Raw genomic sequence first — 24,301 nt, 5'->3', positions numbered from 1 at the left:
TGCGCTGTCGTGCCCTGCGGTATCAAACTGAGGTGCAGATGTATTTCATCTCAAGATAATCCTCAATCCCATGGCTGGATCCTTCACGGCCCAGACCGGATTGTTTGACCCCGCCAAATGGGGCCACCTCGGTTGAGATGATGCCGGTGTTCACGCCGACAATCCCGTATTCCAGCGCTTCGGCGACCTTGGTCACGCGGCTAAGGTCCTTGGCATAGAAATAGGAGGCGAGGCCAAAGATTGTGTCATTGGCCTTGGCGATCACATCGTCTTCGTCTTCAAACATGAATAACGGGGCAAATGGGCCAAAGGTTTCGTCAACACTGACCATCATTTCGGTTGTCGCATTGGTCACGATTGTCGGCTCAAAGAACTGCCCGCCATAGGCATGAGGTTTGCCGCCTGTCAGGATTTCGCCCCCTTTGGACAAGGCATCATCAAGGTGCTCCTGCACCTTATCCACAGCCGCCGGTTCAATCAGTGGGCCAAGCGTTGTGCCATCCGATAGGCCGTCGCCAACATGCAGGTTTTCGACTGCGACCTTCAGCTTCGCGGCAAAGGCATCGTAGACGCCCTTTTGCACATAAATACGGTTGGCGCAGACGCAGGTTTGCCCGTTGTTGCGGAACTTGCAGGCAATAGCCCCTTCGACAGCGGCATCCAGATCGGCATCATCAAAGACAATGAACGGCGCATTGCCGCCCAGTTCCATCGAACATTTCATGACCTGATCTGCAGCCTGTTTCAGCAGGATGCGTCCTACTTCTGTTGAGCCTGTGAAGGTGAGCTTGCGCACAAGCGGGTTCTCGCAGAACTCCTTGCCGACTTGCGAAGATGAAGTCGACGTCACAACGGACAGCAAACCTTTTGGAATGCCCGCCTCTTCGCCCAGTTTGGCCATGGCGAGCGCCGAAAGCGGCGTCAGCGAGGCTGGCCGGGCCACGAAGGAACACCCTGCCGCCAAGGCCGGCGCCACCTTGCGCGCGATCATCGCATTGGGAAAATTCCAGGGGGTGATGCCAGCAGCAACTCCGATGGGCTGCTTGATGACGGTGATCCGTTTGTCCGGCATATGGCCGGGGATCGTCTCACCGTAGATGCGCTTTGCCTCTTCGCCGAACCATTCCACGAAGGACGCGCCATATGCGACCTCGCCGCGCGCCTCTGCCAGCGGTTTGCCCTGCTCGGCGGTCATGATGATGGCAAGGTCTTCATGATTGGCCATCATCAGATCAAACCATTTGCGCAGTACCTTGGCGCGGTCTTTTGCGGCAAGGGCGGCCCAAGGTTTGCGGGCGACTTCTGCGGCGGAGATGGCCTCTGCTACTTCTTCGCGGGACAGGTCAGGCACCTGGGCAATCACATCGCCGCGTGCGGGGTTGGTGACATCAAAGGTCTTGCCACTGGCGGCCTGCACCCATTTACCTGCGACAAATGCCTCCGCGCAGACCAAATCGGGACGCGTCAGCATGGATTTGAGGTTGGTGGTGTCGTCAAGCATGGTAGCCTCCATTAGGTTTGGCGCTATCTGACCTACGCAAGGCGCTGCCGTAAAGGGGGATGTGATGGATTGGGACGACGCCTACGCAAATGCCGCGCATATTCCGGGTGCGGATGCTTATCCTGAAAAGTGGGCTGCGGCGGCAGCTGCCTTTCGCGCGTCGGTGCGCTGCGAGATTGATTTGCCCTACGGCGAAGGCCCGCGTCAGCGGTTTGACCTTTTTCACCCCGACCGACTGGCCAAAGGTGTCATTCTTTTTGTGCATGGTGGATACTGGCTGCGGTTTGATAAAGCCTATTGGTCCCATCTGGCGGCAGGCCCCATGGCACATGGGTGGGCGGTGGCGATGCCGTCATACGACCTTTGCCCCGATGTGCGGATCACCCAGATTGGTGATCAGATTGCTGCGGCCCTGCAATGTGTCAGTGACCGGGCGCTGGGCCCGATCTGCCTAACAGGTCATTCCGCTGGTGGGCATTTGGCAGCGCTTATGACTGCGCCGCGCGCTGGCGCCGCTTGGCAGGATCGGGTTGCGCGCGCAGTGGCTATTTCGCCGATCGCTGATCTTGCACCGCTGATGAACACATCAATGAATGCCGACTTGAAAATCGATTATGAAGAGGCACAAACGCAAAGTCCGATGCATCTGCCTGCGCCTTCAATGCCAGTGACCGTCTGGGTTGGCGCCCACGAACGACCTGTGTTTCTGGAACAGGCAGAAGCCCTGCGTGCCGCTTGGGATTGCACCAAGGTTGTCGCGGACGCACATCATCATTTCAGTGTGATCGAAGACCTTGCCGATCCCGACAGCGCACTGACCAACGCCGTCGTCGGCGCGGGCTGAACCTTCCTTAAAGACAGGCCCCTGCGAGTAGACCTGCACGCAATCTCAACATATGGTGTGTAGCAATGAGAAAAGCGCGAATCGCGCCCAACATGGATGAGATGTAATGGTTGGTTTTAGACGTAGTGTAATGTTGTGCCTTGCACTTGGTGCGCTTGCTGCATGTGAGCGGTCATTCAACGATGACAATGATGTCACGGACGGGGGCCTTGATGGCGGACTTCTGCGTGATGGCATTGCTAACGTCTGGGTGGACCCTGACGGGTGCCAGCACTGGTATCTTGATGACGGGATCGAAGGATTCATGACACCACGCCTGACCCGCGACGGCAAACCACGGTGCCAGGACACGCGTGGCGAAATCATCCTAAAGGACGGATCGCGGGTTCCTGCGGAACCGGAACCAACCAACTCCTGATCTGGCATCGATTGAAAGTTTGGAAAGGCACCGTTTTGCGGTGCCTTTTGCGTTAGCGCATGGCGTTGAACACGGCGTCCGTCATAGCGCAATCGCGGATTACGTCATCGCCGCAGGTGCGTAGCTCCAGATCACGGGTCAGGCAGATGCGGGCTTCTTGGATATGGCCTGATTTGCAGGTGATGGTGATCTGATCGGCCTGCATCGCGGGGTTATCACGCATGAATGCCTCTTCAATCAAAGAGGCAGGCAAGGTCACGTCACGGGTGAGGTCGCGAAAGACAGCAGGTCTGTTGATCCGGCCATACGCCTCGCGGGACAAGGCAAAGTAGTCGTCCGATGACAACCCCGAACACACCCCATGTTTGCGCCATTGGTGCCATGCTAGCCCAGACGTGCCCATGATATCGGCCATCGCGCTCGTGTCGCTGCGGCTGGGCGCGCGTTCACTGCTGGCACAATTAGCCGGATAGCCGCGTTCGTACTGCGGCCACAACCCATGAAGGATCCAACCGAAATCCGCCGACGGATCGCATTGGGGCGAGCCCCGCTCATCACCTTCCAGGGCACACCAATTCGCCGACCACGACAGCGACAGCACGTAATAATCAAATGTGCCCGCCCGGTCCTGTGCTGCAACAGGGGAGGCAAGCAAACAAAGCAAGATAAACAGTCGTCGCATTTTGATCTTTCCTATCGGTGCAGCCATCACTATATAGACGTCAAGTTCCCCGACAATGCGAACCCGGCTGTGACTACAGTCTGCCCAAGTAAGGGCGCGGGAAAGGCTTGTCTGCCGATAAGATGGAGATGAAAGATGTCCGATAAACCAATTATGGCAAAAGCCACCGCTGTCTGGCTTTGCGACAACACAACGCTGACCTTCAAGCAGATCGCCGATTTCTGCGGCTTTCACGAGCTGGAAGTGCAGGGCATCGCCGATGGCGATGTGGCAACTGGCGTGAAGGGCTTTGACCCGATTGCCAACAACCAGCTTACACAGGAAGAGATTGACAAGGCAGAAGCCAGCCCGATGCACAAGCTGAAGCTGAAGTTCTATGCGGCTGCCGCTGGCGAGGAAAAACGCCGTGGCCCGCGCTATACCCCCCTGTCCAAGCGTCAGGATCGCCCTGCGTCGATCTACTGGCTGGTGAAATTCCACCCGGAACTGACAGACGGTCAGATTTCCAAACTGGTCGGCACAACCAAGCCAACCATTCAGGCGATCCGCGAGCGCACGCACTGGAACATCAATAACATCGAACCAATCGATCCGGTGGCTCTTGGCTTGTGTAAGCAGTCTGAACTGGATGCAGCCGTGCAAAAGGCCAACGCCAAGAAGGCCAAAGATGGTGAGGCGATGACAGACGACGAGCGTCGCAAGCTGGTCAGCACAGAGCAGTCGCTGGGCATGCCCGCCGAGCCTAAGATGCCAAGTGCGATGGCTGGTCTTGAAACATTCAGCCTGTCTGATCCACGTGATGATGAGGAAGAAGAAGATACGCGCGACGTGTCTGACGCCGACAGCTTCTTCAACCTGCCCGATGACGCCGACAGCGAAGACTGATCGCGCGCAAATCTTGACCATGAAAAAGGGCGTCCCAACTGGGGCGCCCTTTTGCTATTCCGGGCGTCGCGCCACGATGAACCGCGCCGAGGTATTCTTGCCAAAATAGCCCGTTTCGACCACATCAAATCCCGCTTTGCGGAAGCTTGCCTCAAGTGTTTGTGCATCAAACACCAGCACATGCGGGGCTTTGCCAAAGAACTGCATCACCTTGATCATCGGTTTGATCAGAGAATTCATGTCGCTCAGGCAGGTGGTCTTTGAGATGACGTGCCCGCCGGGCTTAAGCTGGCTGCGCAAGTGCAGCAGCGTCTTGTCCAGGTCATCTACCAGATGCAGGATACTGAACGCGCAGATTGCATCGAAAGGTGCGTCGGCCAGCGGTTTGGTGATCTCGGACTGCACGAAATTGATGTTATGGGGGCCATCACCCGCAATCTTGCCGTCGGCAATCGCCAGCATCTTGCCAGAGATATCGGTGGCAGTGATCCGTTTCACGGATGGCGCAAGTCGAATGGCGGTGCTGCCAGTGCCGCAGCCAACTTCAAGCAAATGATCGTCAGCACGAAGGACGCTGCGGGTGCGCGTCAGCGTGTCCTCATAGGCGGTCATGTCTTTGATCGGAGAGGCCGCATATTTCTTTGCGGCGTTGTCCCAAAACGTGGCGGTGGCCATTGGAGGTTCCTTTATGGCTGTCATATTTGCGATCTCGACAACTATACCTATGCAATAATTCAATATAAATTGCGAAAATTTGGCGAACAGATATACACAATTGTATGAATTGGCAGGCTGTCTCATTCGACTGGAACCAAATCCGCGCGTTTCTCGCCACGGCGGAAGAAGGCTCGTTAAGTGCCGCCGCCCGCGCACTACAGTCAACCCAGCCAACCGTGGGCCGTCAGGTCGCCGCGTTAGAGCAAGACCTTGGCGTGACCCTGTTCGAGCGGGCAGGGCGGTCACTGGTGATCACCTCTGCCGGGCAGGATTTACTAGAACACGTGCAAGCAATGGGCGACGCGGCCAGCCGCATTTCGATGGTTGCGGCAGGGCAAAGTCAGGATGTTGCGGGCAAGGTGTCAATCACGGCCAGCGATCTGTTCGCGGCGGCATTCCTGCCTCAGGTTTTGAAAAAACTGCGCAAACAAGCGCCGGGTCTGATCATCGACATTGTGGCGTCCAACCGGCTTGAGAACCTGACCCGGCGCGATGCCGATATCGCCATCCGCCACGTGCGCCCTGATCAACCTGATCTGATTGCGCGCCAGTTGGCCGATGCGCAGGCAGGGTACTATGCGGCGACCACGTATCTGGATGATCACGGGCGTCCGCAAACCACCGACGATCTGAAAGATCATGATTTTGTCGGGCCGCGTGACACCACGCAGATGCTGTCCTTTCTTAAAGACCGGGGCATCCAACTGTCACCCGACCAGTTCAAAGCCAATTCCGACAGTGGCGTCGTGATATGGGAATTGATGCGCGCTGGGCTTGGGGTTGCCATTGGGCCGGATGGGCTTTGGCCCGACAGGCCTGGTATCGAGCAGATTTTGATCGATCAGGACCCAATCGAATTCCCGATCTGGCTGGCCACACATCGGGAACTCAAGACCAGTCGCCGGATCAGGACCGTTTTTGACGCTTTGGCCGGGGCGTTTCAATCGCCGCGCGCAGCACGGGTCAGCTTGGATTAACCATCTGATCCAGCATGTCCTGAAAGCTGCGGCGGTTGAGCGCTGTTTCATCCGCATAGACCGCAAAGCCGACCGTGGCCTCAAGCCGTTGCGGATTGGTACCCGCGGGCAGGGCTTCCAGATCGGTGATCCACAGTTCGCGCACATCAAGAGTGACATTGGCAAGCACACAGTTGCCCAGTTGCGCACGCAAAGTGTCACAGAGCGCCTGCGCCTGCAGCAAGATCGCTTGTCGCGTCGTGGCATCATTGGCCGGACCGACGTTACCTTCATAGGGCAATGGGACGCGCGCCGTCACGATCTCACCGTTTTGGACCGCAGAAGGATCGCCAAACTCTGCACGCGGGACAAAGCCGAGCCTGCCGGTCAATTCGTATTTGCCAGTGCGGTTCAGGCGGACGCTTGAATAGACAATGTCGCAGGTTGTGCCAACCGTAGCCAGAACGTCGGTGCAATAGGCCATTAGGCGTGCGGGGGCACGTGCCGTGGCATAGAGCGCATGCAATTCTTCGTCAGGCATGTCTTCGTCGGTGGTCAACAGATCTTCAAATGCGACGATTTCTTCGATGTTGATCAGCCGCCGCGCGTTGATGGCCTCGGTCGAAAATGTATCGCGTACCTCGGCGCGGCCCCTGATCCAGCTTGGCGGGGTTTCCGGCATCGGTGGGATGATCACGTCTTCGGCGTTGCCGTTGAGGACAGCCTCGTTCTGGGCTGTGACCTCATCCACCCACAGCGTCATTTGCAGCCCCCAGACGTTTAGCGCAATGAAGGGCGTTGCAATCAGCAACCCAACAACAAACATGATCACGCGCAGACCTGTCATTGTGACACCTCCACCATTGGATCAGGGTTCAGGGCATCGATACCCCCGCCAATTGCCGCCAAAAGCAAGCTGTCATGCAGATCATCAGTAGTCGATTGCCGCGTCGCCGTATCACCGGTGAACATATGGTCGGTGCGCATGACATAGACATCCTGACCAGCCATGGATTGATAGGCGATGGGTTCAGCGGGCACAGGGCCTAGCAACGCATGTGCGGCATCACGGGCTGTGACAAGGTGCGTACTGGCATCAACGCCTAAGGTCTGGGTGAACCATGCGTTATAGGCGTCATACCCTTTCTGATAGGTATGGACCTGATTTTCATACAGCATATTGCCGTCCGCCGCCTTGATCGAGGCAATCCAGTCAGCTTGTGGTTTGCGCCAGGGCCGGATCATGCACTCGCGAACAACATCATCTGCGCCAAACTCGTGACGCGAGACAAAGTCACTGACCAGCAAGGCCTCAAAACTGGCGTCATTGGGCGGGGCGACCAACCCGGAATAGCCGGAAGAAACAATCGCCACATGCGCAATCGTCACGTCAGGGGCCGTGTGGATGTTCCAAATCACACCCGGCCCGAGGTTTTGCAACACCAGATAGATAGGGGCAGAACTATCGGTCACAAAGACATCCATCGCCGTCTTTTGCCCGGTTACCTGCGCTGTGGCATCATAGGCGCGCCCGTCTTGCGTGACGTTTTCGATGTTATCGATCAGGCGATTGGCCAGTTGTTCTTGCGAAAAGGCCTGCACTGGGGCGGTTATCAGCGCCGTCTGAATGCGCAGGTTCATGACCTTTTCGGTTGGCAAAGGTTGGCGCAGATCGCACATCGCGTTGCGGTCAAATCCGATCAACTGCCCGATGGGCGTGTCGCCCGTGGGCAGGTCTGCTGTATCGGTGATCGCGGCAAGCTCTAGCGGCTCAGGGCTTTGATTGGCGACCAGCGGTGAAGCCAATGTTGGCCCCTGATCCGACATCAGCGCTGTTTCACGCGTTGGCGGAGAACCCGCCGAGATCGACGCGACGCCTGCTGTCTGCATCGTGCTTTCGGACGTGGACGCCATACCTGCGAGTGCATCAACCATGTCCTGCGGCAAAGCCTTCCACCCATAGTAGCCGCCCGTGCCAAGGGCCGCAAAAATGAATGCCCAGATGATGCCGTTGCGTATCCGGTGATCTTCTTGCTCTACGCCATACCCGTAGTTGGAGGACGGCTGCGGCCGCGCATCTTGCCCCGGTGTGGTCGGCGCGCCAGTGCGCTGCTCTTCGATCCGACGCAGGCGTTCAGCGAATTGTTCTTGGCGGTAGTCGTTGGTCATGTCAGGCAAATCTCTTGTTGCCTGGCCTGACTAGATGCCGATTGGGGCAGGTGATGTGCGAAGTTATGGCAATATCTGGGTATTGATCGGTTTGCGGGTCACAGGGCTTTGCGCGCATTTAGCGCCGCTGTGATTGTGCCATCATCAAGATAGTCCAACTCGCCCCCTACTGGCACGCCCTGCGCAAGGGATGTGACTGTCAAACCGGGCAGTTGATCGGCGATATAATGCGCCGTGGTCTGGCCATCAATTGTGGCCGCAAGCGCAAGGATAACCTCGGTGATACCCTCTGCCTTGATGCGGTCCAGCAACTTGGGAATACGCAACTCATCCGGACCAATGGCATCCAAGGCGGACAAAGTACCGCCCAGCACATGATAGCGCCCCTTGAAAACCTGTGCCCGCTCCATCGCCCAAAGATCGGCCACGTCCTCGACTACCGCAATCTGGCCGGTCGCCCGTTTTTCGGACTGGCAAATGTCGCAGATATCGCTGGTGCAGACATTACCGCAGTTCAGGCACTCGCGCACTGTCGCCCCCACCTTTTGCATTGCATCTGCAAGCGGGAGCAGCACCAAAGACCGTTTCTTGATTAGATGCAGCACCGCACGCCGGGCCGAACGCGGGCCAAGACCCGGCAGTTTGGCCATTAGAGCGATCAGGTGGTCTAAATCTTCGGTGTCGTTTGTCATGCGGCTCTCGGTGTAGCGAACAAATTTCGAGAAATTTGTTCTGACAGAAGAATTTTCACGAAAATTCTTCGCAGACCTAGAATGGCAGGTTCACACCCGGTGGCAGGCCAAGACCTTCGGTGATCTTGCCCATTTCTTGCTGCATCCGTTCAGAGGCTTTGGCTTGCGCATCTTTGATTGCGGCAAGGATCAGATCTTCGACAACTTCCTTGTCGTCACCGTTAAAGATCGATGGGTCGATATCCAACCCCTTAAGCTCACCCTTGGCGGTCGACGTTGCCTTGACCAGACCGGCCCCGCTTTCGCCGGTCACCATGATATTCTCAAGGTCTTCCTGCATCTGGGCCATTTTGCCCTGCACTTCCTGTGCCTGTTTCATCATCTTGGCCATATCGCCAAGCCCGCCTAGTCCTTTGAGCATCACACTCTCCTGTCTCGATCCTAGTTTCAGATAGGCGTTTGGGCAGCAGGTCGCAAGGATGGCTTTTCTTGATTAAATTTGTCAGATATAAATCCCGATAGAATCACTCAGGTATATAAAGGAGCTTCCCATGCCACGATTCCTAACTACTCTTTTGTTCGGCACAGCCGCTGTCCTACCCTCCGCAATGATTGCGCAAGAGGCGACCACATCCGATCTGGTTTCTGCACTTAAAGGTGGTGGGCACGTCATCTACCTGCGCCATGCAATGACCGAGACGGACTATGCGGATCAGGTTGCTGCCGTCCTTGGGGATTGCGCCACTCAGCGTGTGCTAAGCGCGGACGGATGGGTGCAGGCAAAGTCAATCGGCGGGGCGATCGCGGCGTTGGACATTCCTGTCGGAAAGATCGTTTCGTCAGAATATTGCCGCGCCTGGCAGACGGCTGATCTGGCATTCGGGCAGTTTGAAATGACCGCGGCCCTCAACTTTGCGACGGCAGAGGACTACACGGATGCAGACATTTCGCAGATGCGAGACGGCGTGGCGCCGTTGATCAGTGCTGTGCCGACAGCAGGTAACACCGTCATTGTGGGCCATGACGACCCCTTTGAGGCGGCAACAGGGATTTATCCAGAACCGCAGGGCGTGGCTTATGTCGTGTTGCCAGATGGTGCAGGTGGGTTCGAGGTGTTGGGGCGTATCGGCCCAGATGATTGGTCAGACGCGATGTAGGCAGGTCGCTTCACAGGTGAATGGGATCAATCGTTGTCGAAAGGATCCCATTCATCATCCACTTCCGGCAGTGCATCTTCCAATGCGTCCTGTTCCAGCTCCGCCTCTGTACGGATGTCGGTGATCTTTGCCTTGGGGAAGACGGCAATCACGGCTTGCACCAACGGGTGTTGTTCCGCCTCTGCCCGCACGGCATTCTCGGCGGCATCACGGGTTTCGGCAATGGTCGGGGCACCGCCTTCGGCCACACTGATGGCCCAGCGGTTACCCGTCCAGGCTTGCAACCGCGATCCCAGACGCCCCAACAGGTCTGCGGCTGCCTGCGGCGTCGGGTTCACTTCAATCCGGCCCGGTTGATAGCTGACCAGACGCAAGCCGGTTTCAACCTCAACCAGCAGTTTCACATCTCGGTGCGCGCGGATCAGTTCGACCACATCTTCAAACCGGGCGTAGTGCTGCAAGGCGTCCGAGGCGACCGCAACAGCAGTTTGTGCGCCAGACGCGGTTGGGCCGCTTGGCGCGCTATGCGTAGGCGCTGGCGTGTTGCTCATCGCTGTCGCGCCGCCGCCTGTCGGCGCGGGGCGCCCGCCTGATGGTCCACCGGGTGGAGGTGTTGCATCTTGCAGCTTGCGCACCAGTTCCTCGGGGCTGGGTAAATCTGCTACATGGGTCAGACGGATCACCGCCATCTCTGCGGCCATCATCGCGTTAGGGGCCATTGCGACTTCCTCTAGGGCCTTCAACATCATCTGCCACATGCGCGACAGAACACGCATGGGCAGCGTGCTCGCCATAGCCTGACCACGTGTGCGCTCATCAGGGCTGATCGTGGGGTCCTCGGCCGCTTCGGGTGTGATCTTGATCACGCTGATCCAATGGCAGACCTCGGCCAGATCGCGTAGCACGGCCATGGGGTCGGCCCCATCAGCATATTGTTCGGACAATTCCGTGAGCGCCTTTGCCGCCTCACCACGCAGGATCATATCAAAAAGATCAAGCACGCGGCCACGGTCCGCCAGCCCCAACATCGCCCGGACCTGATCGGCGGTGGTTTCACCTGCGCCATGGCTGATCGCCTGATCCAGCAAGGACTGGGCGTCACGGGCAGAACCTTCGGCGGCACGCGTGATCAGCGCCAGCGCTTCATCGGTGATTTCAGCCCCCTCAGCGGTTGCAATTTTGCGCAACAAGGCAATCTGCGTTTCGGGTTCAATCCGGCGCAGATCAAAGCGCTGGCAGCGCGACAGGACTGTGACCGGCACCTGCCGGATTTCGGTCGTAGCAAAGATAAACTTCACATGGGCGGGCGGCTCTTCCAGTGTCTTCAACAGGGCGTTGAAGGCATTTTTGGAAAGCATATGCACTTCGTCGATAATGTAGATTTTGAAGCGGGCCGAAGCGGCGCGGTAGTGGACGCTGTCAATAATCTCGCGGATATCACCGACGCCAGTACGGCTGGCCGCATCCATCTCCATCACGTCGACATGGCGGCCTTCCATAATCGCCACGCAATGTTCACATTCACCGCAAGGTTCGGTTGTTGGGCCACCGGTTCCGTCCGGGCCGATGCAATTCATGCCCTTGGCGATGATACGGGCGGTTGTTGTCTTCCCGGTGCCTCGAATGCCAGTCATGATGAACGCTTGCGCAATCCGGTCTGCGGCAAAGGCGTTTTTCAGTGTGCGCACCATGGCGTCCTGCCCCACCATATCGGCAAAGGTTTCGGGCCGGTATTTGCGGGCGAGCACTTGATAACTGGGTTGGTCTGTCATGATGGCCTTGGGCTGGGATTCGGACGTTGGCTCAGACTAGGTGCTGCCGAGGCAGAGGTCTACCACATCAAAGCGACCACAGGATGACGCCCGTGGCACATGCTGCAAATGACAACACGCGGGCAATCAAGGTGAAACTCTGCGTTGACGCCGCTGTAAAGAGAAATACCGGGGCGACGGATTTGGCAGCCCATGTCGGATCAAACGCGCCAAAGACAGCCTTGAGGCAGATTGCCCCCAACCCCGTGCCCATCCAATTGGAAAAGGGGCGCTGTTCGGCTTTTTGTTCATTGCTGCTCATATCGGTGAACATAGCAGGGCGCTTGCGCAAAGTGAGTACCCGCGCTATCCAAAAGAGGGCCGTGTTGGGCGGCCACCTGGTTCGCGGAAAGCGTGACGCACCCAATAACGATCAGAACGACCCACATATGTGGTCTTTCTCATTTGCCCAGGCCAGCGAACCACGGGCGCATATGGTGAGGAAGCCAATGACAGACCCACTTGATGACCTGCGCAGGCAGGCAAAGACCCTTCAAAAACGCTATGAAACCGGAGATCGCGACGCGATTGCGCGTGTGGATTTGGCTCAGCTGCGGCGCGATGGCGCGCTGAAACACGCGGATTTCCTGCATATTGTGGCCCGTGAAAACAACTTTACCAGTTGGCCGCAGATGAAGACAGCGGTTGAGACGCGAGGGATGGATCGTGCGGCCAAGGTGCAGCGCCTGAAAATCGCGCTGGCGCATGGGCAAACCGAAGTCGTGCAGCAACTGATCTGGGACACGCCGGACCTTGCCGATGGCGCATTTTGCCTACAGGTCGCGCTTTATGACCTGCCCGCGGTGCGTGCCGCCTTGGTCGAAGACCCGCAACTGGCCACAAAAGCGGCAGGCGGCAGGCGCCCGATCTTGCATCTGAGCTATTCGCCTATGTTGCGCGGTTGGCCCGAAAGGCAGGCCGACATGCTTGCCATTGCTGATCTGCTGCACGTTCATGGGGCCGATGTGAACGACAGCTACACGCCACAGATTGGTGCCGATCATCCGCTTTCGGCACTTTATGGGGCGATTGGGCATGCGCAAAACATGCCGATGGCGCGGTGGCTGCTGGACCGTGGGGCTAATCCCAATGACGGCGAAAGCCTCTATCATGCGACCGAGATGGGGCATGATGCAGGTGTGCGTATCCTGCTTGCGGCAGGGGCCGATCCCACCGGCACCAATGCCTTGTTGCGGGCTATGGACGCTGATGACGCAGGCATGGTGCAACTGTTGCTGGATGCTGGCGCCGATCCGAACGAAGACAACGGCGCCATGACCGCATTGCACCATGCGGCCTTGCGGATGTGTTCGCCTCAGATTTGCCAAATGTTGCTTGCCGCAGGTGCGGACCAAACCTTGTCGCGCAAAGGTGTCACAGTCTACGCCTGCTCTCGGGTTTATGGCAACGCGGCGCTGTCTGACATGCTGGACCCCACACCCCTGTCAAAGGTCGAGACGCTACTGGCCACCGCCGCGGATCAGACCGTGCCGGACGCTACATTTGTGGATACCGCACAGGTGCCCGAGGTCTTTACCAATATCCTGCGCGATGTCCTGCATTTGCCAGGCAAGTTGGCGCATGTGCAGGCGCTCGTGGGCATCGGCATGCCTTGGGACAAACCCGATGACATGGGTGTTACGCCGGTGCAAAGTGCCGGTTGGGAAGGGTTGCCCGAGATGATGGCCTATCTGTTGGCGTTGAAACCTGATCTTGGCCACATCAACCACTATGGAGGCACATTGTTGTCAACGATCATTCACGGGTCTGAGAACAACCCCACCCGCGCAAGCCGCGACTATCTTGGCTGTCTGGAACTTGCATTGAAAGAAGGAGTCGCCCTGCCCAAACGCGCGATCGATCTGGCTGGTGCACCCGATGTCGCGGCATTTCTGGCCGAATGGGCCGCGCGTTTTCCTGGCCAAGTGGTGGAGCACGGGATTGCCTGAGTTCGTCATTCATAGCTTACAGGCAGGGGGTGGTGTGCTTGCCATCAGCCCCATGCCGGGGCGCACCCGGCACTATTATACCGATTGGCTGCGCCTGATAGCGTGGCGTCCTGCGCTTGTGATCACGATGACAACGCAAGCGGAATTGGAGCGCAAGGGTGCGGGGACCTTGGGCGCGGATCTGGCCAATGAGGGGGCTGATTGGCTGCATTTTCCGGTGCCCGATTTCGGCACACCCTTTGGGCAGGACTGGCCCGCAGCGCGCGATCAGGCGCTGGCCGTTCTGGCCAAGGGGGGCCGGGTTCTGGTGCATTGCTATGGCGGTTGTGGGCGGTCTGGCATGATGGTTTTGCGTCTGATGATCGCGGCGGGTGAAGGGCCGGATGAAGCCTTGGCGCGGTTGCGCCACATCCGGCCCTGTGCCGTTGAAACCAGTGCCCAGATGGACTGGGCCCGGCAGGGCTGACGGTCGAAAACAGATCAGCAGGGCTTGTGCGGCTAGCGTCCCTTCTTCTTGGACTGCGCTGACCGATACATCTTACCCAGCTTGCGAAAACGGTCCCGTGCCTGCGCGATGGTCTCGGTGGCATAGGCGTTTTCTCGTTTGAGCTTTTTGAACCGTTTGAGGCGGTCGGGGTCGACCTCACCACTTTCAATACCAGCCTGCACAGCACATCCCGGTTCGGTCTCATGCTCGCAATCGCGAAACTTGCATTGCGTGGCCAGTTCCGAGATTTCGGGGAAGGTGGCGTCAATCCCATAGGCGACCTCTGCCACGCCAAGCCCGCGCATGCCGGGTGTGTCAATAAGCCACCCGCCGCTGCCCATTTGATGCAACGACCGTCCGGTAGTGGTGTGCCGTCCACGTGCATCGTCTTCGCGGATGTCTTGTGTTGCTGCGTCACCGCCCGTCAGCGCATTGGCCACTGTCGTTTTACCAACACCGGATGAACCCGCCAGCGCGACCGTCTGCCCATTGCCGCACCAAGGCGCCAGCAATGTCGGCACATCATCGTTTTTGGCATCAAAGGCGATAACCTCTAGATCGCGCCCCAAACCTTTGGCCTGATCAACGTAGGCCTCTGGATCGTCAGATTGATCGGCCTTGGTCAGCAGGATGACTGGCATGATCATCGCATCATGTGCCAGTGCCAGATAGCGTTCCAGCCGCGCTGGGTTAAAGTCGTTGTTGCAAGACGATGTGATAAAAAGCGTATCAAGATTGGCCGCAATAAGTTGCTTTTCACCGGTGTGGTACTCGGTCCCGCGGGTCAGTTCTGTCTTGCGGTCAAGCACCCGGATCAGTCGGTGTTGCTCCGGCGCGCAAAGCACCCAGTCGCCAACCGCGACTGCCGCTGTGGTGATGCCGGGATCAAGGGTTAGTTCCTGCGGGCCAATTTCAGAAAACCCCACCACACGGTCACGGTGAACCGTTACAATGCGGGCAGGGGTAAGGGTTTCCAACTCTTCGATTTCAAGTTGGGTCATATAGAAGGGCGACCAGCCAAGGGCGTCGCGTGTGAGATCTGTCAATGATCTGTCCTCGTCAAAGGGAAGTCGTGTGCCAGACGCGCAGACGCGTCAGCAAGAGCCGGACGAGGGGGCGGAAATAGCTTCAGCGCACCCGGACCGGGAGGGCGTGTATTGCGACAATCATGAACATCCTCCTTTGCTGGATGCGGTTTCATCAGCGACCCGACTCCGCCAAACTGCTGCGCAGTTTCGCTTGGTTGGGCAACATGTTTGCCGGTGCAAACACTTGGGTGAGAGGCTGACAACGACCCAAGCGGGGCTCGTTATGGCTGCTTCCTTCCGGACCTGACCAGGTTGGCGAGGCGCTCGCCCGCGCCAACCTCTCGGCCTTGATATAGCCTTGCCTACCCCGGTGTGCAAGATGTCAGAAGCGGATCTGATACCGTGACAGCCCGGTCCGTGTCGGGCCAATCAGCGCAATATTGGCAGGCAAGTGCTGCGCGGCTTCTACTGCGCTTTCAAATGTGGCGGTCGCTCCGGGGTTTGGGGCAAAGCGCCAGTTTGGTGTGACGGAAATGTCGATCGTTTTCAGTTGGGTCAGATAGTCAACCAACACAGCGCGCATCTTCCGCTTTGAGCGATAGAGGACGTCATCCTCTGGCACGGGAACAAAGCCACCACCACCCTGAGCGCGAAAACTGGTTGTTGCCACCACGAACTGATCCGTTGCGGCGACAGGATGGCCGTTCCAGCAAAGCGCGTTGATCCGCGTGGCATGCGGCCTGATGCATTTGCCGTGGGCATCAAACCGGGCAGGCTGCGTCAGGTCGATTTCATAGTGTAGATCCGAGATGGTATCGCAGTGATAACCTGCATACAGCGGGTTGTTCAGGGATTGGCCGGATGTGTCGGGGGTGATTTGATTATAGTAGGACGCGGCCCGCTCTAGCCAATCCATCAGTTCCAGCCCTGTGCGCCGCACGGCGACAAGCCGGTCAGCAAATGGAAAAATTGCTGCGGCGTCGTGCAAAGTGATCGGCCCCGGCGGAATGCTGATGAACTGGCCCAAACCGCTGCGCCCGCCAAACCGAAAGGGGGCCGTGGCCGCAAGAAGCGGCATTGTGGCGGTCACATTTGCGGCAAGACCGCGTTTTGCTGTGTCTTGCATGGCCTTCGCCAAAAGCTGTTGTGGCAGGTCCGGGGCGACCGTCGCAAAGTAGCTGTGGATCGGGTCGCTGGTCTGGGCAATGGGTTGACGCATTTGCCGCAGTGTTTCGTCGTGGGCGCGTTGAACAAGTTCGCCAAGCTGGTCTTGCAGCGGCCCATTGGCCGTCGACTGCGGAGCGGGGCGTTCCAGCCGCACGGTGTGGGCCTTAATCGTCCAGCCTTTTGGTTGCCAGCCAAGATCCAGATCAATCACCCCAAGGGCCTTTCCAAATGACGAAGCAAGCACAGTTGGTTTGCCATGTAATGTGCCTTTGACCGGATCGACGCCCGCGGTTACCGGCCGCTCTGCGTCCGGAAATCTGTCATGGGTATGCCCTGCGACGATCACATCGATCCCCGGCACAGCAGCAAGCGGGACGGCGGCATTCTCCATCCGTGCGGTGGGCGTAACGGCCCCAATGCCCGAGTGGCAAAGCGCAATGATGATGTCCGCACCAGCGGCTTTGATTTTCGGCACGATCCGCTCGGCCGCGCCAACAATGTCATCGGTTGCGACCAGTCCGTCATGACTGCTGTAGTCCCAATCAGCGATCTGCGGCGGGCCGAACCCGGTGATCCCGATGCGAATGGGACGGCTGTGTCCGTCATTGCAGCGGACGTCGCGTTTGAGAATCGCGAAGGGTTGCGCCAGCGCGTCACCTTCGGGAACATGGATGTTGGCACTGACGATGGGAAACTGGGCACCTCGTAGCGCCTGCCGCAAGAATCCAAGTCCAAAGTCAAAATCGTGGTTGCCTAAGGTCATGGCGTCGTAGATCAGCAGGTTGAGCGCTGCGATCATCGGGTGGGTGTCATTGGGGTGCAATGTGTCGGCCAAAAAGTCGGCCAGCGGTGTGCCTTGGATCAGGTCACCGTTGTCGCATAATATCGTGGTGATATCAGGGGCGTCGCGCAGCCGCGCAATCGTCGCTGCAAGGTTGACAAGACCAAGCGTGTGATCGGGACGATCTGCAAAATAGTCATACCCAAGCAATTGCATATGCAAATCGGTCGTTGCCAGAATGCGCAACCGTCCTTGGGCAGGATTGTAGTGGTCTGTTGGTGGGGCCGCGCCATCCATTCTACAACTTTCGCGGGAATCTCAAATTCATTTCTCACTATAAAAACAGAAAAAATTGCACTTGAACATGCAGCGTGGCATCCCGGCGGGATGAAGATTGCAGAAACAGTGACATTTGGTGGCTCTGGCCTTGATCGTGCCGCAGAATTGCGGCGCCAGGCCAGTGATTTGCAGACGCAACCCGGCGCACAAATGATCCTGCTGTGGCGGGGCAAACCAATGATTGGCGAGGGCGGCCTTATCCGTGTGGCGGGGGATCATCCGGTGCTTGGTGATGCGGCGCAGGATATGGTGTTTCTGGGTCGCGAGGATGGCGTGCCAACATTTGCGGCAGACCTCTCTGCTTGGACACCCGCCGATCTGGATGAGACGCAACTGGGCGGCTTTCTTGACCCTACCGAGCAGGTACATCCCGCGGTCCCTGATGCAATGTTTTCTGAACTGCGCGCCATCATGACCCGCCTTTCGCCGCGTGACGCTGAATTGGCGGCAACCGCGAAGGCAGTGATGGGCTGGCATCTGTCGCATCGGTTCTGTGCGCAGTGTGGCGCCGAAAGCGCTTTTGCCATGGGCGGTTGGCAGCGTGACTGTGCTGTTTGTGGCGGGCACCATTTTCCACGCACCGATCCGGTTGTGATCATGCTGATCACGCATGGGAACTCAGTCTTGCTGGGACGGTCGCCGGGCTGGCCTGATGGCATGTATTCTCTGCTGGCCGGATTCGTGGAACCGGGCGAGACGATCGAAGCGGCGGTGCGCCGCGAGGTGTTTGAAGAGGCTGGCGTGCGTGTAGGAGCCGTCAGCTATCTGTCCAGCCAACCTTGGCCATTTCCTGCTTCACTGATGTTTGGCTGTGCGGGCGAGGCGATTGATACGACGCTGACCATTGATCCCGAAGAAATCGAAGATGCGATCTGGGTCACCCGCGAAGATGTGGCCCTTGCATTCAGTGGAAATCATCCCACAATCCTACCTGCGCGAAAGGGCGCAATTGCGCATTTTCTGCTTGAGGCCTGGTTGGCTGATAGGCTTGATTGATCCCATGCGCGCAGGACGACCAGCATGAAACTAAGCACCCGCGAAGATCTTGAAGCGCCAATTGATTTTGTTTTTGCGCGCGTTACTGATTTTGCAGCGTTCGAGCGGCGTGCCTTGCGCAACGGGGCGCAAGTTGTGCGTCACGATGAAGGCGCCGCACAGGTCGGCACCATCTGGGACGTCGATTTCACCTTTCGCGGCCGAGATCGCTGCGTGCAGGCCACGCTGGTCCAATTTGATCCACCACATGCGTTGAAAGTGGACAGCAAGTCAGACGGTGTGATTGCCGTGACAGAGGTTGAACTGGTGGCCCTGTCACCCGCCCGCACACGGGTCATTGTCGGATTCGAGATGCGCGCGCGGACATTGACAGCACGGCTGTTGCTACAATCGCTAAAGCTGGCCAAGGCCAAACTGACCAAGCGCTTCAAGGCGCGGGTGCTGGACTACGCCGAAGACGTAGAGGACCAGTATCGGGCCACACGCTAGGGGTTTGGCCCGAACGTTGGTTGTTCTTGCCTTCTAGCCATCGACTGAACTGAGAATTGAAATGGACGTTCGCGCAGAGCGTGGCCGATGGGAAATTTGAACCCAGATCGACCTTTGCTGTGTAACGCACCAATGTCAGCTATCGGCTTCTAAGGCCAACCGTTTGACCAGCACCAAGGCCAGCAGCACTGCAATGAAAAGAAAAACTGCTCCCACGATCCACGCGATAGGAGTGGAGTATATTTCGGCGACGGCTCCGGCAAACACCAGACCTAAAGCGGCACCCAACTGCTGTATCAACGATCTCAACGACAGCATGGTCGACCGCTGATGGTCGCCTACGCAGCGATGCAGAATGCTGCTGGCAGGCGTTTCGCTGGCGCCAAGGATCACAGAATACAGGATAAAAATCGCGGCAAAGCTGATGATATCGCCCTGCAATGCCAGTGCGATCTGAACGCCCGTTAAGCCAGCGAAAGTCGCTGCCAGTGTCATGGCGTGCCGACGTTTGAAGATGCGGCTGATATACGGTGACAAAGATGCGCCGAAGGCAATAGAAAAGAAATAAGTCGCAGTCAGAATACCAATCACGCTGTTTGCGTAACTGTCATCCAACATAGGCTTTGCATGGGTTGGCCAGAGGACCTCGACGGGGTTGGTCGCCATCAAAAAGAACGCCAGTGATCCCAGAAGCATCGACAGCGTAGGATGTTTCAGGGCAAGGAGGCTCGCGTCTTTTATCACTGTTGGTACGCTTGCGAACCCTTGCCTAAGTGCATTGCCGTTCTTTGGACGTGGCTTTTCGTCAATGGCCAACATCGTGAAAACAAACACGCCCAGCATCACGCCAAAGCTTGCCGCATAGGACACATCATAGATGCTGAACCCGAGGCTTTGCGCCACCGCGCCGAAAACATCCGGCAAGAGACCTCCCAGTACAGCGCCAATGGCCAACCCCACGGCATTGGCCCATTGCGCTTTGGCCAGTGCTGGCTGCACATCCACATTTGGCGCGGCTGCCCTGAAAGTTTCGACAAACCACGCATCAAGCGTGCCAGACCGAAGCGCCCGTCCAAAACCGATGAATGCAAATGAAAGTGCGAGAACATGAAAATCGCTGGTTGAGAGAAAGAGCGCGAGCGAAATCAAGCTAGCAATCACCGCCGTCAAAAACACCGGCTTGCGTCCGATATTGTCAGCCAGACCACCGAAAGGCAGTTCCATCGCCATCGTCGTAAGCGAGTAGACCCCGAATAGAAGCGAGATTTGGAAAAGGTCCATACCTCTGTCAGTCAAAGCCAGCGCAACAACAGCAACCGTCAGCCCCATCGCAAAACGGTCAAGGAACTGGTGTATCTGAAACACCCGAATGTGTCGTCGTGCCGAACTTGTTAGTGCTTCTAAGGAAAACTCTACTTCTGTTGCCATGCTTGCAACATCAACATTGCTGGCACCGTGTACAATACCTTGGGGTCGTAAGGATCTATCCGACGCAGGCCGAAGCAGCGGTTCGAACAAGCAAAACGAATGGCGGTTCTATCCCGCAGAACTGCCGAGACGCAGCCTGCAACGAACTTTCGGTTTGCGTCCGGATCGCTGGGCGTTAGGGCCTATACAGCGTTCTGCATCCCACCCATGATGCGAGATCGCCCACCCTTAGCCGCCACTTTTTTCGTGGCGCCGCGCGGCGGCGGGATAAACCCCCATCACATGCAGATGGTCGGTGAAATAACCAAGCTCTTCCATCGCAAGCTGCACATTGGCGTCGTCGGGGTGGCCTTCGATTTCGGCGTAGAACTGTGTTGCGGTGAATTCGCCACCGACCATATAGCTTTCCAGCTTTGTCATGTTCACGCTATTTGTCGCAAAGCCGCCCATCGCTTTGTACAGCGCTGCGGGGATGTTGCGCACGCGGAAGACAAAACTTGTCATCATGCCGGATGCCCCACGGCGGATGTAATCCGGCTCGCGTGCCATGATCAGAAAACGTGTGGTGTTGCGGGCGTGATCCTCGATATGGCGCGCCAGCACCTTGAGGCCGTAAATCTCGGCGGCCAGTTCAGAGGCAAGTGCCGCCACCGTCGGATCACCTTCCGATGCGACCTCGCGCGCGGCGCGCGCGTTGTCAGAGCTAACACGCCCCCGAATCGCATGTTCGCGCAGGAATTGCCCGCATTGCGGCAGGATGACGGGGTGGCCATGGGCCTCTTTGATATCGTCCAGCTTTGCCTCTGGCGTGCCCAGCAGGTTGATATGCACCCGCACAAAGGTCTCATCCACGATATGCAACCCGCTTTCAGGGAGCAGAGAATGCACATCGGCCACCCGGCCATAGGTCGAATTTTCAACTGCGATCATGCCAAGATCCGCGTTGCCCTTGCGGACTGCGTCAATTGCCGTCTCAAATGTGGGGCAGGGCAGCGGGTCATAGTCCGGGCGTGCGGTCACGCAGGCCTCGTGCCCATAGGCTCCCAATTCACCCTGAAATGCGATTTTCTGTGGCATTCTGCTGGCCTCTCTGCTCGCGCCCGTCAAAAAATGGGCGTTTGGTCGCGCCACTATACCTTGCAACCCGATGTGGGAAACGGATAGATAGCGGCAACGCTTTGAACGGAATGGAACGCGACATGTTCGACACAATGACGATGACAAAACTGGTGGGCGGCCTTTGTGGCACGTTTCTGGTCTTTTTGCTGGGCGCCTGGCTGGCCGAGGAAATTTACCACAGCGGTGGTCACGACGATCATCAGGCTTATGTGATCGAGGTCGAAGGTGCTGAAGGCGGTGCTGATGAAGCTGTAGAAGAGGTTGATTTCGCCGTTGTTTTGGCATCTGCCAGTGCCGAAGAGGGCGAAGGCCTGTGGCGCGCGTGTCGGTCTTGCCACGCGCTTGAACCCGGACAGCATGGTACCGGCCCCTCACTGCACGGTATCGTTGATCGTCCGGTCCAGTTCTTTGATGATTTTGGCTATTCTGGTGCATTGGCCGAGGCGGCAGACGTTTGGACCCCGGAGAACCTGAATGCCTTCCTGGAAAAGCCAAGCGCCTATGCGCCCGGCACTGAGATGTCCTACAACGGTATGCGCAAGATCGAGGATCGCGCGAACCTGATCGCCTATCTGGCGGCATTCAACTGATCAACCCGCGCCCTGTGCAGGTAAATGAAAGGTCGCCTGCTGGGCGGCCTTTTTCGTTTTCACGGATGCGTCAATCACCATTTCATCACGCAAACTCAACTTGAATGTTTGCCAAACACCACATTTACTTCATTTAACGTCTCTAAGATCAAAACGAACCGGAGTGCCCCATGCCAAACCGCCCGCAAGCCCGTGCCACAGCCGCCACGCGTGATCGCAATGATGGCGCTGTACGACAATGGGTGATCGGGTCGGTGATCGGTATCGCCGCAATTTTGGCGGGGGCGGACGTTCTGGCGGAAAACCATGAAGAGATCACAGTCAGCCATGGCTACGTGAATTTCGGGGCGTTGAAGTATGGGCCGGATGCGGTTCTTGATTACGTCAACCCGAACGCGCCCAAAGGGGGCGAGTTTTCACAATGGGCGCAGGGAACATTTGATAGCTTCAATTTGTCCACCCGGAAAGGCGTACCCGCGGCCCTTTCGACGATCGGTTATGAGTCGATCCTGACGTCATTTGCTGATGATCCCTATGGGGTCTACTGCTATATGTGCGAAACGCTAGAATACCCCGAAAGTCGCGATTGGGTGATCTTCAATCTGCGCGATGATGTGACGTTCTGGGACGGAACAACCATGACCGCCGAAGATATCAAGTTCACCTTTGAGCTATATCTTGAGCAGGGCATCACCGAATACCGCAGCGTCTATTCGCAGTTCATCGACAGTGTCGAGGTGCTCGACACGCATAGAATCCGCTTTAACTTTACCGAAAGTGCGCCGCGCCGCGATGTAGTCAGTTGGGTTGGCGGCACATCAGCTTTTTCAAAGGCATGGTTCGAAGAGACCGGCACGCGCCTTGATGAGGCCTCTGATGAGCCATTCATGGCGACCGGCCCCTACCGTTTGGATGAGGTCGATATCGGACGTCAGATTATCTATCGCTACGATCCTGACTGGTGGGGCGCGGATTTGCCCATCAATCAGGGGCGCAATAACTTTCAGACCGTGCGTGTAGAGTATTTTGCCGACAGCGGCGCGGCATTTGAAGGCTTCAAGAGCGGTGTCTACGCGTATCGCTCCGAGAACAGCTCGATCCAGTGGGCGACCGGATATGATTTTCCAGCACGCAACAACGGCTGGGTGAATGTAGAAGAACTGCCAAATGGAGCGATTGGAACTGGGCAGGGGTTCGTTTTCAACCTCAACCAAGAGAAATTCCAGGATCCTCTGGTGCGGCAGGCCGTAGGTCTGATGGTCAATTTCGAGTGGATGAATGAATCGCTGTTTTATGGTCTCTACGAGCGCCCGCAGTCGTTCTGGGATAACTCTGATCTGAAAGCCGTTGGCATTCCGTCCGCCGAAGAAATCGCGATTTTGCAGCCGTTGGTTGATGAAGGCCTGCTGGATGCTGGTGTTCTGACGCAAGAGGCAGTGATCCCGCCGGTGTCCAGCACCTCAGAACGCCCACTGGATCGCCGTGCCTTGCGCGCCGCGTCTGAGCTACTGGATGAAGCGGGCTGGATGGCTGGCGATGATGGGATGCGCCGCAAGGACGGCGAAACCCTGTCGGTGACATTCCTTGAACGATCCCCGCAGTTTGATCGCATCATCAATCCCATCGTTGAGAACCTCAAACGTCTTGGCGTCGATGCAGAATTGGAGCGTGTCGACACGGCCCAGTGGATTGAACGGCGCCGGTCGGGCACCTTTGACATTGTGAACGCGTCGCTTGGGCAAGGCTATGAGCCGGGCCAGCAGTTGGCGCAGTTCTTTGGGTCAGAAGCGGCCGAAGACAGCTCGCGCAATCCGATGCGCCTGAAATCTCCGGCAGTGGATCGCATCATTGATGTGATCGTCGATGCGGAGACCCTGGAAGAATTGACGGTCAGCACCCGTGCTTTGGACCGTGTCCTGCGGGCAGAGCAGTTCTGGATCCCGCAGTGGCAAAAGGGCGTCCACACTGTCGCCTACTACGACATGTACCGCTTCAAAGAGATACCACCCTTGGCGCTCTCGCCCATCGATAACTGGTGGCATGATGCGGAGGCCGCAGAGGCGCTGCGCGCCGCCGGTGCGTTTCAGTAAGGTCGC

Annotated in this window: 24 protein-coding genes and 1 other RNA gene; 11 read left to right on the top strand and 14 right to left on the bottom strand. The window is 57.5% G+C overall.

The features are described from left to right. Nucleotides 1–22: 22 nt before the first annotated feature. A complete protein-coding gene (locus DHN10_RS11585) occupies nucleotides 23–1,501 on the bottom strand; it encodes an NAD-dependent succinate-semialdehyde dehydrogenase (RefSeq protein WP_108815706.1) in 1,479 nt (492 codons plus the stop codon). Between the two features lie 64 nt (nucleotides 1,502–1,565). Here DHN10_RS11585 and DHN10_RS11580 point away from each other — a divergent pair, with 64 nt between their 5' ends. Next, entirely contained in the window at nucleotides 1,566–2,345 is a 780-nt protein-coding gene (locus tag DHN10_RS11580) for an alpha/beta hydrolase (protein ID WP_108815474.1), read from the top strand. A gap of 106 nt (nucleotides 2,346–2,451) precedes the next feature. Further along, entirely contained in the window at nucleotides 2,452–2,763 is a 312-nt protein-coding gene (locus DHN10_RS20015; RefSeq protein WP_234417117.1) for a hypothetical protein, read from the top strand. A gap of 52 nt (nucleotides 2,764–2,815) precedes the next feature. On the opposite strand, the gene DHN10_RS11570 is transcribed toward DHN10_RS20015, so the two are convergent. Beyond that, complete coding sequence (locus DHN10_RS11570; RefSeq protein ID WP_108815473.1) at nucleotides 2,816–3,445, bottom strand: ribonuclease T2 family protein; 630 nt, start codon at nucleotides 3,443–3,445, stop codon at nucleotides 2,816–2,818. A 135-nt stretch (nucleotides 3,446–3,580) separates the two neighbouring features. Here DHN10_RS11570 and DHN10_RS11565 point away from each other — a divergent pair, with 135 nt between their 5' ends. Further along, complete coding sequence (locus DHN10_RS11565) at nucleotides 3,581–4,330, top strand: DUF1013 domain-containing protein (protein ID WP_108815472.1); 750 nt, start codon at nucleotides 3,581–3,583, stop codon at nucleotides 4,328–4,330. Between the two features lie 54 nt (nucleotides 4,331–4,384). Here the strand turns inward: DHN10_RS11565 and DHN10_RS11560 are convergent, their stop codons facing one another. Next, nucleotides 4,385–5,005 (bottom strand): class I SAM-dependent methyltransferase, encoded by a 621-nt coding sequence (locus DHN10_RS11560; protein ID WP_159086987.1) that lies wholly within the window; start codon nucleotides 5,003–5,005, stop codon nucleotides 4,385–4,387. A 104-nt stretch (nucleotides 5,006–5,109) separates the two neighbouring features. Between DHN10_RS11560 and DHN10_RS11555 the strand changes: the two genes are divergently transcribed. After that, nucleotides 5,110–6,024, top strand: a complete 915-nt coding sequence (locus DHN10_RS11555; protein ID WP_108815471.1) for a LysR family transcriptional regulator — start codon at nucleotides 5,110–5,112, stop codon at nucleotides 6,022–6,024. Here DHN10_RS11555 and DHN10_RS11550 read toward each other — a convergent pair. From DHN10_RS11550 to DHN10_RS11535, 4 genes are all read right to left on the bottom strand, one after another. Next, nucleotides 6,011–6,850: a hypothetical protein gene (locus DHN10_RS11550; RefSeq protein ID WP_108815470.1), complete on the bottom strand. Its 840-nt coding sequence runs from the start codon at nucleotides 6,848–6,850 to the stop codon at nucleotides 6,011–6,013. The genes DHN10_RS11555 and DHN10_RS11550 overlap by 14 nt on opposite strands. After that, nucleotides 6,847–8,172 carry a hypothetical protein gene (locus DHN10_RS11545; RefSeq protein ID WP_108815469.1) on the bottom strand — a complete coding sequence of 442 codons (1,326 nt, stop codon included), beginning with the start codon at nucleotides 8,170–8,172 and terminating at the stop codon, nucleotides 6,847–6,849. Before DHN10_RS11545 ends, DHN10_RS11550 begins: the two co-directional genes overlap by 4 nt. 98 nt (nucleotides 8,173–8,270) lie before the next feature. Further along, nucleotides 8,271–8,864, bottom strand: a complete 594-nt coding sequence (gene recR / locus DHN10_RS11540) for a recombination mediator RecR (protein ID WP_108815468.1) — start codon at nucleotides 8,862–8,864, stop codon at nucleotides 8,271–8,273. Between the two features lie 76 nt (nucleotides 8,865–8,940). Then, complete coding sequence (locus DHN10_RS11535) at nucleotides 8,941–9,285, bottom strand: YbaB/EbfC family nucleoid-associated protein (protein ID WP_108815467.1); 345 nt, start codon at nucleotides 9,283–9,285, stop codon at nucleotides 8,941–8,943. A 130-nt stretch (nucleotides 9,286–9,415) separates the two neighbouring features. On the opposite strand from DHN10_RS11535, the gene DHN10_RS11530 reads away from it, so the two are divergent. Beyond that, nucleotides 9,416–10,021, top strand: coding sequence for a histidine phosphatase family protein (locus DHN10_RS11530; RefSeq protein ID WP_108815466.1), 606 nt, complete (start codon nucleotides 9,416–9,418; stop codon nucleotides 10,019–10,021). A 26-nt stretch (nucleotides 10,022–10,047) separates the two neighbouring features. Here DHN10_RS11530 and DHN10_RS11525 read toward each other — a convergent pair whose 3' ends face one another. Together DHN10_RS11525 and DHN10_RS11520 are read right to left on the bottom strand one after the other, a co-directional pair. Continuing rightward, nucleotides 10,048–11,793 carry a DNA polymerase III subunit gamma/tau gene (locus DHN10_RS11525; RefSeq protein WP_108815465.1) on the bottom strand — a complete coding sequence of 582 codons (1,746 nt, stop codon included), beginning with the start codon at nucleotides 11,791–11,793 and terminating at the stop codon, nucleotides 10,048–10,050. Between the two features lie 67 nt (nucleotides 11,794–11,860). Further along, nucleotides 11,861–12,094, bottom strand: coding sequence for a hypothetical protein (locus DHN10_RS11520; protein ID WP_159086986.1), 234 nt, complete (start codon nucleotides 12,092–12,094; stop codon nucleotides 11,861–11,863). A gap of 187 nt (nucleotides 12,095–12,281) precedes the next feature. On the opposite strand from DHN10_RS11520, the gene DHN10_RS11515 reads away from it, so the two are divergent. Further along, nucleotides 12,282–13,781: an ankyrin repeat domain-containing protein gene (locus DHN10_RS11515; RefSeq protein ID WP_108815704.1), complete on the top strand. Its 1,500-nt coding sequence runs from the start codon at nucleotides 12,282–12,284 to the stop codon at nucleotides 13,779–13,781. Continuing rightward, nucleotides 13,774–14,247 (top strand): protein-tyrosine phosphatase family protein, encoded by a 474-nt coding sequence (locus DHN10_RS11510; RefSeq protein ID WP_199910665.1) that lies wholly within the window; start codon nucleotides 13,774–13,776, stop codon nucleotides 14,245–14,247. Before DHN10_RS11515 ends, DHN10_RS11510 begins: the two co-directional genes overlap by 8 nt. A gap of 32 nt (nucleotides 14,248–14,279) precedes the next feature. Here DHN10_RS11510 and rsgA read toward each other — a convergent pair whose 3' ends face one another. The 3 genes from rsgA to DHN10_RS11495 form a co-directional block, all read right to left on the bottom strand. Beyond that, nucleotides 14,280–15,314, bottom strand: coding sequence for a ribosome small subunit-dependent GTPase A (rsgA, locus tag DHN10_RS11505; RefSeq protein WP_108815462.1), 1,035 nt, complete (start codon nucleotides 15,312–15,314; stop codon nucleotides 14,280–14,282). Nucleotides 15,315–15,542: 228 nt separating this feature from the next. Next, an RNA gene (gene ffs / locus DHN10_RS11500) (signal recognition particle sRNA small type) lies at nucleotides 15,543–15,640 on the bottom strand. Between the two features lie 38 nt (nucleotides 15,641–15,678). Further along, entirely contained in the window at nucleotides 15,679–17,541 is a 1,863-nt protein-coding gene (locus DHN10_RS11495; RefSeq protein ID WP_108815461.1) for a bifunctional 2',3'-cyclic-nucleotide 2'-phosphodiesterase/3'-nucleotidase, read from the bottom strand. A gap of 90 nt (nucleotides 17,542–17,631) precedes the next feature. Between DHN10_RS11495 and nudC the strand changes: the two genes are divergently transcribed. Together nudC and DHN10_RS11485 are read left to right on the top strand one after the other, a co-directional pair. Continuing rightward, entirely contained in the window at nucleotides 17,632–18,579 is a 948-nt protein-coding gene (gene nudC, locus DHN10_RS11490; protein WP_108815460.1) for an NAD(+) diphosphatase, read from the top strand. A 24-nt stretch (nucleotides 18,580–18,603) separates the two neighbouring features. After that, nucleotides 18,604–19,068 carry an SRPBCC family protein gene (locus DHN10_RS11485; protein WP_108815459.1) on the top strand — a complete coding sequence of 155 codons (465 nt, stop codon included), beginning with the start codon at nucleotides 18,604–18,606 and terminating at the stop codon, nucleotides 19,066–19,068. A 135-nt stretch (nucleotides 19,069–19,203) separates the two neighbouring features. Here DHN10_RS11485 and DHN10_RS11480 read toward each other — a convergent pair whose 3' ends face one another. Together DHN10_RS11480 and DHN10_RS11475 are read right to left on the bottom strand one after the other, a co-directional pair. Beyond that, nucleotides 19,204–20,496, bottom strand: coding sequence for an MFS transporter (locus DHN10_RS11480; protein ID WP_108815458.1), 1,293 nt, complete (start codon nucleotides 20,494–20,496; stop codon nucleotides 19,204–19,206). A 228-nt stretch (nucleotides 20,497–20,724) separates the two neighbouring features. Next, nucleotides 20,725–21,573 carry a prephenate dehydratase gene (locus DHN10_RS11475; protein ID WP_108815457.1) on the bottom strand — a complete coding sequence of 283 codons (849 nt, stop codon included), beginning with the start codon at nucleotides 21,571–21,573 and terminating at the stop codon, nucleotides 20,725–20,727. Between the two features lie 122 nt (nucleotides 21,574–21,695). Between DHN10_RS11475 and DHN10_RS11470 the strand changes: the two genes are divergently transcribed. Both DHN10_RS11470 and DHN10_RS11465 read left to right on the top strand, forming a co-directional pair. Further along, nucleotides 21,696–22,205, top strand: coding sequence for a c-type cytochrome (locus DHN10_RS11470; protein ID WP_108815703.1), 510 nt, complete (start codon nucleotides 21,696–21,698; stop codon nucleotides 22,203–22,205). A 170-nt stretch (nucleotides 22,206–22,375) separates the two neighbouring features. Next, on the top strand, nucleotides 22,376–24,295 hold the full coding sequence (locus DHN10_RS11465; protein ID WP_108815456.1) for an extracellular solute-binding protein: 1,920 nt from the start codon (nucleotides 22,376–22,378) through the stop codon (nucleotides 24,293–24,295). The last annotated feature ends 6 nt before the right edge of the window (nucleotides 24,296–24,301 follow it).

The sequence above is a fragment of the Loktanella sp. Alg231-35 genome, from assembly GCF_900143545.1.
Lineage (GTDB): Bacteria > Pseudomonadota > Alphaproteobacteria > Rhodobacterales > Rhodobacteraceae > Yoonia.
This window is presented reverse-complemented; position numbering and strand designations above follow the sequence as displayed.